Origin of the sequence: Streptomyces venezuelae, from assembly GCF_008642335.1 — a bacterium.
GTDB lineage: Bacteria > Actinomycetota > Actinomycetes > Streptomycetales > Streptomycetaceae > Streptomyces > Streptomyces venezuelae_F.
This window is the reverse complement of sequence record NZ_CP029191.1, coordinates 7,335,709-7,348,862: the sequence shown is the minus strand read 5'-3', so window position 1 is coordinate 7,348,862 and position 13,154 is coordinate 7,335,709. Positions and strand designations below refer to the sequence as shown.

General features: G+C 71.9%; 15 protein-coding genes. 8 read left to right on the top strand and 7 right to left on the bottom strand.

Features of this window, described 5'->3' with window-relative positions; translation table 11 throughout:
* Nucleotides 1-12: 12 nt before the first annotated feature.
* From DEJ49_RS32625 to DEJ49_RS32610, 4 genes are all read right to left on the bottom strand, one after another.
* A complete protein-coding gene (locus DEJ49_RS32625) occupies nucleotides 13-1,914 on the bottom strand; it encodes an ABC transporter ATP-binding protein (RefSeq protein ID WP_190329512.1) in 1,902 nt (633 codons plus the stop codon).
* Nucleotides 1,915-2,014: 100 nt separating this feature from the next.
* Nucleotides 2,015-2,872, bottom strand: a complete 858-nt coding sequence (locus DEJ49_RS32620; RefSeq protein ID WP_150187432.1) for a GNAT family N-acetyltransferase — start codon at nucleotides 2,870-2,872, stop codon at nucleotides 2,015-2,017.
* 72 nt (nucleotides 2,873-2,944) lie between these two features.
* Nucleotides 2,945-4,237: a CynX/NimT family MFS transporter gene (locus DEJ49_RS32615; RefSeq protein WP_150187431.1), complete on the bottom strand. Its 1,293-nt coding sequence runs from the start codon at nucleotides 4,235-4,237 to the stop codon at nucleotides 2,945-2,947.
* The gene (locus DEJ49_RS32610) at nucleotides 4,230-4,955 is read right to left on the bottom strand and encodes a FadR/GntR family transcriptional regulator (protein WP_150187430.1); all 726 of its coding nucleotides are present in this window, start codon (nucleotides 4,953-4,955) and stop codon (nucleotides 4,230-4,232) included. The genes DEJ49_RS32615 and DEJ49_RS32610 overlap by 8 nt, the downstream gene beginning before the upstream one ends.
* A gap of 241 nt (nucleotides 4,956-5,196) precedes the next feature.
* Here DEJ49_RS32610 and DEJ49_RS32605 point away from each other — a divergent pair, with 241 nt between their 5' ends.
* Nucleotides 5,197-6,087 carry a glycoside hydrolase family 19 protein gene (locus DEJ49_RS32605; RefSeq protein WP_150187429.1) on the top strand — a complete coding sequence of 297 codons (891 nt, stop codon included), beginning with the start codon at nucleotides 5,197-5,199 and terminating at the stop codon, nucleotides 6,085-6,087.
* 112 nt (nucleotides 6,088-6,199) lie between these two features.
* On the opposite strand, the gene DEJ49_RS32600 is transcribed toward DEJ49_RS32605, so the two are convergent.
* A complete protein-coding gene (locus tag DEJ49_RS32600; RefSeq protein WP_150187428.1) occupies nucleotides 6,200-6,637 on the bottom strand; it encodes a nitroreductase/quinone reductase family protein in 438 nt (145 codons plus the stop codon).
* 27 nt (nucleotides 6,638-6,664) lie between these two features.
* Nucleotides 6,665-7,246 carry a TetR/AcrR family transcriptional regulator gene (locus DEJ49_RS32595; protein ID WP_150187427.1) on the bottom strand — a complete coding sequence of 194 codons (582 nt, stop codon included), beginning with the start codon at nucleotides 7,244-7,246 and terminating at the stop codon, nucleotides 6,665-6,667.
* Between the two features lie 151 nt (nucleotides 7,247-7,397).
* Here DEJ49_RS32595 and DEJ49_RS32590 point away from each other — a divergent pair, with 151 nt between their 5' ends.
* The 3 genes from DEJ49_RS32590 (at nucleotide 7,398) to DEJ49_RS32580 (ending at nucleotide 9,952) form a co-directional block, all read left to right on the top strand.
* Nucleotides 7,398-7,874: a DUF1348 family protein gene (locus DEJ49_RS32590; protein WP_150187426.1), complete on the top strand. Its 477-nt coding sequence runs from the start codon at nucleotides 7,398-7,400 to the stop codon at nucleotides 7,872-7,874.
* Nucleotides 7,875-7,998: 124 nt separating this feature from the next.
* A complete protein-coding gene (locus DEJ49_RS32585) occupies nucleotides 7,999-8,415 on the top strand; it encodes a CBS domain-containing protein (protein WP_150187425.1) in 417 nt (138 codons plus the stop codon).
* Between the two features lie 145 nt (nucleotides 8,416-8,560).
* On the top strand, nucleotides 8,561-9,952 hold the full coding sequence (locus DEJ49_RS32580; RefSeq protein WP_150187424.1) for an NADP-dependent succinic semialdehyde dehydrogenase: 1,392 nt from the start codon (nucleotides 8,561-8,563) through the stop codon (nucleotides 9,950-9,952).
* Nucleotides 9,953-10,036: 84 nt separating this feature from the next.
* On the opposite strand, the gene DEJ49_RS32575 is transcribed toward DEJ49_RS32580, so the two are convergent.
* On the bottom strand, nucleotides 10,037-10,264 hold the full coding sequence (locus DEJ49_RS32575) for a DUF5133 domain-containing protein (protein WP_150174932.1): 228 nt from the start codon (nucleotides 10,262-10,264) through the stop codon (nucleotides 10,037-10,039).
* 134 nt (nucleotides 10,265-10,398) lie between these two features.
* Here DEJ49_RS32575 and DEJ49_RS32570 point away from each other — a divergent pair, with 134 nt between their 5' ends.
* From DEJ49_RS32570 to DEJ49_RS32555, 4 genes are all read left to right on the top strand, one after another.
* Nucleotides 10,399-10,896, top strand: a complete 498-nt coding sequence (locus tag DEJ49_RS32570) for a DUF6328 family protein (RefSeq protein WP_150187423.1) — start codon at nucleotides 10,399-10,401, stop codon at nucleotides 10,894-10,896.
* A 238-nt stretch (nucleotides 10,897-11,134) separates the two neighbouring features.
* Nucleotides 11,135-11,833, top strand: a complete 699-nt coding sequence (locus DEJ49_RS32565) for a HemK2/MTQ2 family protein methyltransferase (protein WP_150188633.1) — start codon at nucleotides 11,135-11,137, stop codon at nucleotides 11,831-11,833.
* Nucleotides 11,817-12,086, top strand: a complete 270-nt coding sequence (locus DEJ49_RS32560) for a CDGSH iron-sulfur domain-containing protein (protein ID WP_150187422.1) — start codon at nucleotides 11,817-11,819, stop codon at nucleotides 12,084-12,086. The genes DEJ49_RS32565 and DEJ49_RS32560 overlap by 17 nt, the downstream gene beginning before the upstream one ends.
* A complete protein-coding gene (locus DEJ49_RS32555) occupies nucleotides 12,083-13,153 on the top strand; it encodes an iron-containing redox enzyme family protein (RefSeq protein WP_150187421.1) in 1,071 nt (356 codons plus the stop codon). The genes DEJ49_RS32560 and DEJ49_RS32555 overlap by 4 nt, the downstream gene beginning before the upstream one ends.
* The last annotated feature ends 1 nt before the right edge of the window (nucleotide 13,154 follow it).

Sequence of the window (13,154 nt, the reverse complement as noted above, 5' to 3'; positions counted from 1 at the left end):
CCCATCCGTCCCTCAGGCCGCCTCCACCACGTCCGACGGGTCCACCGTGTCCGTGCCCTTGGCGAACTGCGTCCGGTACAGCTCCGCGTACCGCCCGTCGAGCGCGAGGAGTTCGTCGTGCGTGCCGCGTTCGACGATCTGTCCGGCCTCGACGACGAGGATCTGGTCGGCGGAGCGGACCGTGGAGAGGCGGTGGGCGATCACCACGGCGGTGCGGCCTTCGAGCGCCTCCGCGAGGGCTTCCTGGACGGCGGCCTCGGAGGTGTTGTCGAGGTGCGCCGTCGCCTCGTCGAGGATGACGACCCGCTGCCCGGCGAGGAGCAGCCGCGCGATGGTCATCCGCTGGCGCTCGCCGCCGGAGAGGCGGTAGCCGCGCTCGCCGACGACCGTGTCCAGACCGTCGGGCAGGGAGCGTACGAGCTCTTCGAGGCGCGAGCGGCGCAGTACGTCCCACAGCTCGTCCTCGGTCGCGTCGGGCCTGGCGAGGAGCAGGTTGTCGCGTACGGACTCGTGGAAGAGGTGGCCGTCCTGCGTGACCATGCCCAGCGTGGCCCGCATGGACTCGGCGGACAGGTCACGGACGTCGACGCCGCCGATGCGGACGGCGCCCTCGTCGGTGTCGTACAGGCGGGGCAGGAGTTGCGCGATGGTCGACTTGCCCGCTCCGGAGGAGCCGACGAGGGCGACGGTCTGGCCGGGTTCGGCGCGGAAGGAGATGCCGTGCAGGACTTCGTCGCCACCTCGGGTGTCGAGTGAGGCGACCTCTTCGAGGGAGGCGAGGGAGACCTTGTCGGCGGCGGGGTAGCCGAACCGGACGTCGTCGAACTCGATGGCGACGGGCCCGTCGGGCACCGGCACCGCGTCCTTCTTCTCCTCGATCAGCGGCTTCAGGTCGAGCACCTCGAAGACCCGCTCGAAGCTGACGAGCGCGCTCATCACCTCGACCCGCGCGCCGGCCAGGGAGGTCAGGGGCGCGTAGAGCCGGGTGAGCAGCAGGGCGAGCGAGACGACGGCGCCCGGCTTCAGCGACCCTTCAAGGGCGAAGTACCCGCCGAGGCCGTACACGAGCGCCAGCGCGAGCGCCGACACCAGGGTGAGGGCGGTGATGAACGCGGACTGCGCCATCGCGGTGCGTACGCCGATGTCCCGCACCCGGTGGGCCCGCGCGGCGAACTCCGCCGACTCGTCACCGGGACGCCCGAAGAGCTTGATGAGGGTGGCGCCGGGCGCCGAGAAACGCTCCGTCATGCGGGTGCCCATGGCGGCGTTATGGGCCGCCGCCTCACGCTGGAGCCTGGCCATGCGCGTGCCCATGCGGCGGGCGGGGATCACGAAGACCGGCAGCAGCACCAGCGCGAGCAGGGTGATCTGCCAGGAGAGCGTCAGCATGACGACGAGGGTCAGGATCAGCGTCACCACGTTCCCGACGACGCCGGACAGCGTGTTGCTGAACGCCCGCTGCGCGCCGACCACGTCGTTGTTGAGGCGGCTGACCAGCGCGCCGGTGCGGGTACGGGTGAAGAAGGCGACGGGCATGCGCTGGACGTGGTCGAAGACGGCGGTGCGCAGATCGAGGATGAGTCCTTCGCCGAGGTTCGCGGACAGCCACCGGCTCAGCAGTCCGAGAACGGCCTCGGCGAGCGCGATCCCGGCGATGAGCAGGGCGTAGTTCACGACGGTCGAGGAATCGGAGCCCGAGACGATGGCGGTCACGACGTTGCCCGCCAGTACGGGAGTCGCCACGGCGAGCAGTGCGGTGAGGACGCTCAGCAGCACGAACTGCCAGATGCGTCGGCGGTGGGGCCGCGCGAAGGTGCCGATGCGGCGCAAGGTGGCCCGGGCGAACGGGCGGCGGTCCTGCTGGGCGTTCATGACGCTGTACATCTGCGTCCACGCGGTCGTTTCCATGCTCATACGGGAAGGTTAGAACCTCAACTAAACTTGAGGTCAACCTTCCGGAGAACCAGGGCCTCGGAACCTCCGCCCGTTCGCGTCGTGGTCAGGGCACAGCCTCTCAGCCGAGTTCCAGCGACGTGACGCCGAAGACCCGCTCCTCCGCGTACGCCCTGACCGGGCCCGTGTACATGCGGGCCGTGTCGAAGGTGGGCTTCATGCCGCGTGCCTCTGCGAGCGCCACGGCCGCCGGGTTGGACTCGGGCACATCCATGGCGATGGGCGCGCCGTCCGCTTCGGCGGCCAGCGCGTCCAGGAGCGCTTCGGCATCCGCGCGGGTGTCCGCGAACAGCGGTCCCACGCGGCGGGCGTCGCGGCCCTGGCGCAGCACTCCGTACCCGGTCAGGCGGCCGTCGACGATGCGGGCGAGGGCGCGGTGGCCCGGCGCGGCGAGCCAGGACTCCAGGAAGCGCGGGCGGTCGGCGGGCAGGCATGCGCTGTCGTACGCGGTGAGGGCCCGCAGGCCCGCGGCCTCGACGGGGCGTACGTGCCGGTCGGGCACGTCGACCACCGGCAGCGGGCCGATGTAGCGCAGCGTTCCGTGCCGCCGTTCGAAGCCGGAGCGGCGGTAGTTGTCCTGCTGGTCCGGTACGCCGTCCAGACCCACGGTTCTGCTCCCGGCGTGGGCGAGCCCGGCCCGCCAGGTGGCGAGGCCGAGGCCGCGGCCCCGCCGGTCGGGGCGGACCAGGTAGTGGCCGAGGAAGGCGTAGTCGTCGCCGTAGTTGACCACGGAGATCGCGGAGACGGGTTCGCCGTCGAGGCGCCCCAGGAAGAACCCTTCCGGGTCCTGCGCGTGGAAGGAGGGGGCGTCGGCGAGGCCGGGGTTCCAGCCCTCGTCCGCCGCCCACCCCGTCACCACGCGCCAGTCGTCGGGCGTCGCCCGTGAGATCACGAGGCGCCCGGGGGCCGAATCCGTCATCGTTGCACCCTTCTCGATCCGACACGGTGGGCCGTGGAGGACCGCACCGGGTGCATCCTGCCCGAGCGGACGTCAGCCGATGCCCGCCACATGACGGTCGCGCGCGGCGCCGAGTCCCGCCACGACCTGCGGGACCAGCAGGACGAGCAGCAGCACGAGCGGCACGGTCCAGCTGTGCGAGACGTCATGGACGGCGCCGAGGAGGGTGGGCCCGGTGGCGGCGAGGATGTAGCCGAAGCACTGGGACATGCTGGAGAGTTGCGCCGCGTGCCGTGCGTCGGGCGCCCGCTGCACGATGAACAGCAGTGCCAGGCTGATGGCCGCGCCCTGGCCGAGGCCGAGCAGCGTCATCCAGAGGTAGGCGCCGCCGACCGGAGCGGCGAGCAGACCGGCGTAACCGAGCGCGCACAGGACGGCGCCGAGCGCGGCGAGCGTGCCCGAGCGCAGCCTGCCGCCGACGATCACCGGCGCGAGGAAGGAGCCCGCGATGCCGAGCAGCGAGGAGAAGGAGAGCATCCAGCCCGCGTCGCCCGGGGCCATGCCGGCGTCCTGGAACACGGTGGGCAGCCAGGCGGCGGCCGCGTAGTAGTTGAGGGACTGCAGGCCCATGTACGCGGTGACCTGCCAGGCGAGCGGGGAGCGCCACAGGCCGCGTACGGGGTGGGCGGCCTGCCGTGCCGCCGCCGCGCCGACCCGGGTGCGCGAGCGGAGCTGCGGCAGCCACACGAGCAGCGCGACGACCGCGAGCGCGCCCCAACAGGCGAGGGTGGTGCGCCAGTTCATGCCGCTGGCCTGTTGCACGGGCAGCGTGACACCGGCCGCGAGTGCGGCGCCGCCGAACAGGGACATGGAGTACAGGCCCGTCATCAGGCCGGCCTTCGCCGGGAAGTCGCGCTTGATGAGGCCGGGCAGCAGCACGTTGGCGACGGCTATGCCGGCGCCGATGACGACGGTGCCCGCGAAGAGCGCGACGACCGAGTCGAGCAGACGCAGGGCCGTGCCCGCGCAGATCAGGACCATGGTGCCGAACAGCGACCGCTCCATGCCGAAGCGGCGGCCGAGGCGGGGCGCGACGGGCGCGAGCAGGCCGAAGCAGAGCAGCGGCAGCGCGGTGAGCAGGCTGGTCGCGGCGGCCGACATGCCGCTGTCGTCGCGGATGGTGTCGGCGAGCGGGGAGACGGCGACGAGGGCGGGACGCAGGTTGAGGGCGAGCAGGACGACGCCGAGGGCGAGGTAGAGCGCGTGGCGGCCGGCCGTGGGGGGCGGGGTGGAGGCGGGGCCCGGCGGCGCCTCGGTGGTGCCGACGGGTGCGGCTTCGGCGGGCGCCGCTGCGTCCTCGGCGGGCGCCGGTGCTGCCTCACTCATGATCTGCTGCTCCTGATTCGTTCGTGTGGGGGTGTTCGCGCAGCGCGGCCATGCCCTCGTTGAGGTGGGCGAGCACCGCGGCCTCCGCGGCTTCGGCGTCCCGCGCCTCGATGGCGTCGACGATCGCCTGGTGGCCCTCGCGCTGGTGGCGTACCGAGTCCGGGACGGGGGCGCCGATCACGGACTGGACCGTGGTGCGCAAGGCGTCGCTGAGGTGCCCGTACAGCTCGGCGAGGACGCTGTTGTGCGCCGCGTCGGCGACCGTGCGATGGAAGGCCATGTCCGCGTCGACGAACGCGGTGATGTTGCCGCTCTCCCACGCCAGACCGCGCTCCGCGAGCGCGGCGCGCAGCGTGGCGAGGTCCTCCTCGGTGCGGCGCTCCGCCGCATACCGGGCGGCGTCGCGCTCCAGCGAGGCACGCACTTCGTACGCCTCCAGGACGCCGGCGCGGCGCAGCCTGCGCTGCACGGCCGCGCCGAAGTCGCTGTCCGCCCGCACATAGGTGCCGTCGCCCTGGCGGGGCTCCAGCATGCCGGTGTGCACGAGGGCGCGCACGGCTTCCCGCACGGTGTTGCGGCCGACGGCGAGCTGCTCGACGAGGAGCGGCTCGGCCGGGATCTTCTCGCCGACCTTCCACTCGCCGTCGCCGATGAGGCTCTCCATCTGGGCGATGACGAGGTCGACGAGGTTGGTCCGGGCGGCGCTGCGCAGCGGCATCGGTCGGCACCTTCTCTGCTGGACGCGGATGGACATGAGACGCGGATGGACATGGGAACATCCCATGTTTCACAGACATCGGAACATCCCATGTTTGAGCCTGTCAAACGGTGCGACCTGAAGGTTTTACCCGCGGAGTTTGGTCTAGACCTTGACAGGTCCAGACCATTTTCGCTTGAGTCGCGTCACCCCCATCGACGGCGTGGCCCCCGCAAACCCCGCCGCCACAAGGAGAGTTGGCATGATCAGACGCCTCACCAGCTTCGCCGCCGCGCTCGCCGCGCTCGGCGCGATGATCGTCCTGGGCCCGGCCGCGACCTCCGCGTCCGCCGCCGAGTGCGCGGCCCCCTGGAACTCCGGCTCCGTCTACACGGGCGGCAAGTCCGCCTCGTACAACGGCCACAACTGGACCGCCAAGTGGTGGACCCAGAACGAGACCCCCGGCCGCGCCGACGTCTGGGCCGACCAGGGCACCTGCGGCGGCGGCACGGGTCCGGGCAACCCCGACCCGTCCGGCTTCGTCGTCAGCGAGGCCCAGTTCAACCAGATGTTCCCGAGCCGGAACTCGTTCTACACGTACAAGGGCCTGACCGACGCCCTCAAGTCCTACCCGGCCTTCGCGAACACCGGCAGCGACACCGTGAAGCGCCAGGAGGCGGCGGCGTTCCTCGCCAACGTCAGCCACGAGACGGGCGGCCTGAAGTACGTCGTCGAGCAGAACCAGAACAACTACCCGCACTACTGCGACAAGACCCAGCCCTACGGCTGTCCGGCGGGACAGGCCGCCTACTACGGCCGCGGCCCGATCCAGCTCAGCTGGAACTTCAACTACAAGGCCGCGGGCGACGCGCTCGGCATCGACCTGCTCAACAACCCCTACCTGGTCGAGCAGAACCCGGCGATCGCCTGGCAGACGGGCCTCTGGTACTGGAACACGCAGAACGGTCCCGGCACCATGACCCCGCACAACGCCATGGTCAACGGCGCCGGATTCGGTGAGACCATCCGCGCCATCAACGGCACCCTGGAGTGCAACGGCGGCAACCCCGCCCAGGTCCAGAGCCGCATCGACCGCTACAAGTCCTTCACCCAGATCCTGGGCACCACACCGGGCAACAACCTGAGCTGCTGACACCCCTCCCGGCGCGGCGCCCCCTTCCGGCGCCGCGCACACCCCCGCCGCCGGGCGGGCGCAACCCCCCGCGCCCGCCCGGCACCTCACCCCGGGCCCACCGGCCCTTCCGTCACACCAGCGGCTCCAGCCGGAACACCGGATGCCGCGCCGCCTCGGCCGCGAACTCGTCGTCCGTCGACGCGTCCGTCACGTCGAAGTAGGGCCGGGTCACCGGCACTTCCCGCCAGTACTGGCGCAGCACCGGCACACTCTCCGCCGGGCCGAGTTCGACCACCCGCACCGTCTCCGACCTGCCGCCCCGGCTGAGGCCGACCTGCCCGGCCGCGCGCGCGTTGCGCACCCACTGGCTGACTCCGTAGGCGGCGACGAGCCACCGCTCGCCGCCGGACGACATCACGTCGACCGGCGTGGAGTACACCCGCCCGGACTTCCTGCCGCGCACGGACAGGTTGTAGCGGTAGGCCTTGCCGACCCCCCGCCGGGTCATCGCGTGGAACACCCGGTTGATCATGCGCGTGCCGGCCGTCATGCGGTACGTCTTGGCCATCGCCCCTCCTCGTGTCGAGATCGGAGCCTACGTCGCGGGGATCCGCCCCTTGGACGCGGCCAGCAACCGGGCGGCGCCGTCGCGTGCTTGGCGGGCCGGTTCGGGCGAGCCGGAGATCGCGGCGGCCGTCATGGCGCCCTCCGCGAGCAGGACGAGGGGCCCCACGATCGGTTCCGGTACGCCCGCGTCGGCCGCGAGCCCGGCAACGTACTCCCGGAAGGCGGCCTTGTGCGCGCGGACGGTCTCGGCGACGCCGGGGTCCACGGCGCCGAGTTCACCGAAGGAGTTGACGAACGCGCAGCCCCGGAAATCGGGCTCGGCGAACCACGCGTACAGCCAGTCGTAGACCGCGAGGACGCGCTCGTCGCCGCCGTCCGCACCGTGCAGCTCGTCGACGTACGCCGCGAGACGTCCGCGCCAGCGCCGGTCGCGGCGCTCCAGGCAGGCCCGGACCAGCTCTGATTTGGACGGGAACAGGTGGTAGAGCCGCTTGAGCGAGACGCCGGACGCGGTGCGGACCTGGTCCATGCCGACCGCCTGGACGCCGCGCTCGTAGAACAGCCGCTCGGCGGCGTCGAGCAGGCGGGTCTCCGCTTCTGCGTGCTCCATCGGGGCTCCCCGCCAGGGTCGAGAACGTACGTTCTCCCACCGTACTACGGACGCCGGCTCCCCCGCACCGTTGCATGAGAACGCACGTTCTCCTATCGTGGCGGCCTGCACGGAGAACGCCCGTTCTCCGCTTCACCGCAAGGAGCGCGCCATGACCGCCGACGCCGTCCGACCGCCCGTACCGCCCTTCACGCGGGAGACCGCCGTCGAGAAGGTCCGCCTCGCCGAGGACGGCTGGAACAGCCGCGATCCGCGGAAGGTGGCCCTCGCCTACAGCGAGGACTCGCGCTGGCGCAACCGCGCGGAGTTCGTCACCGGACGCGAGGCCATCGTGGGCTTCCTGTCCCGCAAGTGGGACAGCGAACTCGACTACCGGCTCATCAAGGAGCTGTGGGCGCACGACGGCCACCGCATCGCGGTGCGCTTCGCCTACGAGTGGCACGACGACTCCGGCCACTGGTATCGGTCGTACGGCAACGAGAACTGGGAGTTCGACGGACACGGCCTGATGCACACCCGTCACGCCTGCATCAACGACGTGCCCATCCAGGAGAGCGACCGCCTCTACCACTGGCCGCTCGGCCGCCGCCCCGACGACCACCCCGGCCTCACCGACCTCGGCCTCTGAGCCGGCGGCTGCTTCCGGTCACGCGTGTTTCCCCCGCCCGCAGTGGGCACCCGGTCGGCGACAGCGGCTCGGCCCGGCGAACGGCCGCGACGCCGAGCCTCCGCCCGACGGCAAGGAGGCCCACATGACCACCGCACGCGACATCATGACCCCCGGCGCGGAGTGCGCCGGCGCCGAGGAGACGGTCCTCCAGGCGGCCGCCAAGCTGACCGAGCTGGGCGTCGGGGCGCTGCCCATCTGCGGGACCGACAACCGCCTCAAGGGCGTTCTCACCGACCGCGACATCGTCGTCAAGGTCCTCGGGCAGGGCAAGGACCCCTCGAAGGTCCTCGTGGGCGAGCTCGCGCAGGGCGAGGCCGTGACGATCGGCGCGGACGACAGCGTCGACGAGGTCTTCGCGACCCTGACCGCGCACAAGGTGCGGCGGCTGCCCGTGATCGACGGCCACTCCCTGGTGGGCATGGTCGCGCTGGCCGACGCCGCCCGCGCGCTGAGCGACCCCAAGGCGGGGCAGCTCCTGGAGGCCCTGTCGACGGACTGACCGGACCGACCGTCCGGCCGACTCCGGCATGCCCCCGCACCCATGTCGGCCTACGGTGGAGATCCCGGGGACGCACCGCGTGGACCCGGCCCGCCGTAGGCCCCCACCCGCACGTCCCGCCCCCGCGTTCCCGAGGAGGAGCCGCATGCCCATCGCCACGGTCGACCCGGCCACCGGCGAGACCCTCGAAACCTTCGAGGCGCTCTCCGGCGACGAGATCGAACACCGGTTGGCGAAAGCCGAATCGGCTTACGCCCGCCACCGCCTCAGCGACTTCGCCGAGCGCGCACGCCTGCTCAACCGCGCCGCCGACCTGCTCGAGGAGGACACGGCGGACATCGCACGCACCATGACGACCGAGATGGGCAAGCCGGTGAAGGCCGCGCGGGCCGAGGCCGCGAAGTGCGTCAAGGCCATGCGCTGGTACGCGGAGCACGCCGAGGGCCTGCTCGCGGACGAGCACCCCGCGCAGCGGGACGTGAGCGACTCGGGCGCCGAGCGCGCGATCGTGCGCTACCGCCCGCTCGGCGTCGTCCTGGCCGTGATGCCCTGGAACTTCCCGCTCTGGCAGGTCGTGCGCTTCGCCGCCCCGGCCCTCATGGCGGGCAACGTCGCGCTGCTCAAGCACGCGTCGAACGTGCCGAGGACCGCGCTCTACCTCCAGGACCTGTTCACGCGCGCCGGTTACCCGGAGGGCTGTTTCCAGACGCTGCTCATCGGCTCGGGCGCCGTCGAGGACATCCTGCGCGACCGGCGGGTGGCCGCGGCGACCCTCACCGGCAGCGAGCCCGCGGGGCGCTCGGTGGCGTCCGTCGCGGGCGACGAGATCAAGAAGACCGTTCTGGAGCTGGGCGGCAGCGACCCGTACCTCGTGCTGCCGAGCGCGGATGTCGAGCGCGCGGCGGCGACGGCGGTCACCGCCCGGGTGCAGAACAACGGACAGTCCTGCATCGCCGCGAAGCGCTTCATCGTGCACACCGACGTCTACGACGCGTTCCGGGAGCGGTTCGTCGCCGGGATGCGGGAGCTGACCGTCGGCGACCCGATGGACGAGAACACGGACGTGGGTCCGCTCGCGACCGAGCAGGGCCGCGACGACCTGGAGGAGCTCGTCGAGGACGCGCTGAACAACGGCGCCACGGCGCTGTGCGGCGGGCAGCGGCCCAAGGAACAGGAGACGGGCTGGTACTACGCACCCACCGTCCTCGCCGACGTCACCCCGCAGATGCGGATCCACCGCGAGGAGGCGTTCGGTCCGGTGGCCACTCTGTACCGGGTCGCGGATCTGGACGAGGCCGTGGCGCTCGCCAACGACACGCCGTTCGGGCTGAGTTCCAACGTGTGGACCCGGGACGACGCCGATGTCGAGCGGTGCGTACGGGACCTGGAGGCGGGCGGCGTGTTCTTCAACGGCATGACCGCCTCCCACCCGGGGCTCCCCTTCGGTGGCGTCAAGCGTTCCGGTTACGGCCGTGAGCTGTCCGGCCACGGCATCCGCGAGTTCTGCAACGCGACGACGGTGTGGCACGGCGCGTAGGACCGCCTGCGCCTGCCGGCACGAAAAGGCCCGGGTCCCCGCGGGGACCCGGGCCTTACGCGGGCATCATGCCTTACGCGGGCATCATGCCGACAGAAGCGAGTCGTCCAGGGTCCTGGCGCCCGGCAGCCGGTGCCCCGCCGCGACGACCGCGGCGTCGATGTCGCTGGTGCCGGTGGCCAGGCACAGGCTGTAGGCGACGTCCTCGTACGCCTGGCGGCTCTCCGCGCTGCCCTGGTCGGCACGGAGCAGAGCCAGGGTCTTGTAGCGCTCCAGCAGGTCTTCCAGGACGACGGGGTGCGCCAGCAGCATGGAGAGCCTCCATCGGGTCGTGTGCGACGTTCGTTCTGCGTCCCGTCTGCCCGCCCGCGAGAACTCGAATCAGCTTGAACCACAAGAAGCACTTCCGTTTGTAGTCCCGGTGATTCGTCGTCAGACTCGATGTTGTGGACACGTCGAACAGTGAGGCCCCGGACAACGACCGCCGCGAGACCGAGAACGAGCGCGCCGACCGCAGGTGGGCCGAGCTGATCCAGGAGGTGCGGGTCGCGCAGACCGGGGTCCAGATCCTCTTCGGCTTCCTTCTGACGGTCGTGTTCACGCCGCGGTTCGCCCAGCTCGGCGACGTCGACCGGACGATCTACGTGGTGACGGTGATCCTCGGCTCCACGGCGACGGGCGCCCTCATCGGCCCGGTCTCCTTCCACCGCCTCGTCGCGGGACGCAGGATCAAACCGCACGCGGTGGTGTGGGCGTCCCGGCTGACGCTGGCCGGGCTCATCCTGTTGCTCGGCACCCTGACCTCGGCGCTCCTCCTCGTGCTGCGGGTCGCGACCGACAACACCGTGGTGCCGTGGCTGGTGGCCGGCGTCGTCGCCTGGTACCTGCTCTGTTGGTTCGTGCTGCCCGCCTGGGCGCGGCACAAGCACACGTCCGTGGACTGAACCGGCTCCGGACCCGTCAGGTGTGGATCACGGTGCCCGGGGCACCCAGTGTCAGAACCGAAGCAGGCAGCAAAATCCGTACCGTTCACGTCAAGTCACCATGAGTCATGCTTTGGCCCACTTTGAGTGATCCTTCCGGTGGTGGCCGATGGTGAACGGGCGGAGTGTGGGAGGAGGAGCCCCTAGTGGAGTTCCCGCCGACGGGAGATGCCACATGACCACGCACACGCGGACACCCATGCCCACCCCGGCACGCACGGGACGCGCGGCCCGGCCGGCGCGCAGGCCCCGTCTGATCACTCTGCCCGGCGTCTACGCACCGCAGTACGACACCGAGCTCCTTGCGCGGAACCTGCGCCGCGAGCGTATCGGCGAGAGCTCTTCCGTACTGGACCTGGGCACCGGCTCCGGGGCGCTCGCCGTCGCGGCGGCGCGGCTGGGGGCCCGGGTGACCGCCCTCGACATCTCCCGGCGCGCCGTCCTGACCGCCCGCGTCAACGCGCGGCTCTCGGGGCAGTCCGTCACCGTCCGCCGCGGCGACATGACGCGCGGGGTGCCGGCGGGCCCGTACGACTACGTGATCAGCAACCCGCCCTACGTGCCCTCTCCCTCGGCGATGCTCCCCCGGCGCGGCGCGGCACGCGCGTGGGACGCCGGTCCCGCGGGCCGCGCGATCGTCGACCGTGTCTGCGACGCGGCTCCCGGTGCCCTGCGGCCCGGCGGCGTCCTCCTGATGGTGCACTCCGCGCTCAGCGGCGTGGACGCCACGCTCGAAAGGCTCGCGGACCGCGGCATGAAACCGGCGGTCGCCGACCGGGAGTTCGTCCCCTTCGGTCCCGTGATGCGCTCGCGCGAGTCGTGGCTGCGCCACCGCAACCTGCTCGAAGACGGCGAGACCTGCGAGGAGTTGGTGGTGATCCGTGCAGAACTCCCCTGAACGCCCCCGCCGTGTCACGGTCGACCGCGACGGGCCGCTCCTGGTGGAGGGCCCGGTGGAGGTGGTCGGCGACGACGGGACCGTCTCCGTCTCCTCACGCTTCACCGTGGCGATCTGCACCTGCCGCCGCAGCCGTACGTACCCGTGGTGCGACACGAGCCACCGGCGGCGGGTGAAACAGCACGAGGACAAGCCGACACGGCCGGAGGCGGAGAACCAGAACCAGGACCAGGACCCGGAGGCACCTTCATGACGGCCCCCGCGCAGACACGCACCACGCAGGCACGGCCCGCCGTCCCCGAATCGCGCCGCCGCAGCCCCGAGCTGCCCTCCCCGCGCGGCGAGCTGTCCCGCGCGGTCATCGCCGCGCTCCGGGACGGCACGCCCGTGCCCGAACCGGGGGACGCGCGGAACACCGAGCCCTACGGGGACGACCTCCAGCTCGCCCTCTACGTCCTCTACGAACTCCACTACCAGGGCTTCGCCGGGGTCGCCGACGACAGGGAATGGGACCCGTCCCTGCTGACCCTGCGCCACGTCCTGGAGCGCCGCTTCCTGGACGCCCTGCACGCGGACGTGCCGCCGAGCGACGACGCCGAGGCCGCGCTGGCCGAGCTGCTCGTGGAGCCCGTCGGACACGACGAGGCGAGCGTCAGCCACCATCTGCAGCGCGACGGCGAGACGTGGCAGCTCAGGGAGTACGCGGCGCTGCGCTCGCTGTACCACCTCAAGGAGGCCGACCCGCACGCCTGGGTCATCCCGCGGCTGCACGGCCGGGCGAAGGCGGCGATGGTCGCCATCGAGTATGACGAGTTCGGCGCGGGCCGCGCCGAGGACGTCCACGCCCGGCTCTTCGCCGAGCTCATGGCCGACCTCGGACTCGACACGTCCTACGGCCATTACGTGGACGCCGCTCCGGCCGAGGTCCTCGCGACCGTGAACCTCATGTCCCTCTTCGGCCTGCACCGTGCCCACCGCGGCGCGCTGGTCGGGCACTTCGCCTGGGTCGAGGTGACGTCGTCGCCGGGGTCGCGGCGGCTGGCCGCGGCGCTGCGCAGGACCGGCGCGGGGCCCGCGGCGCAGCGCTTCTACGACGAGCACGTGGAGGCGGACGCCGTGCACGAGCAGGTGGTCCGGCGGGACGTCGTCGGCGGTCTCCTCGCCGCCGAGCCGGGCCTGGAGGCGGATGTCGCCTTCGGCGTCCGCGCCACGGGGTTCCTGGAGGACCGGCTCGGCGAACGGCTGCTGCGGGCGTGGCAGCAGGGCAGGAGCGCCCTGCTCGTCCCGCTCCCCGACGGGCCCGGGGCCATGACGGAGTGAG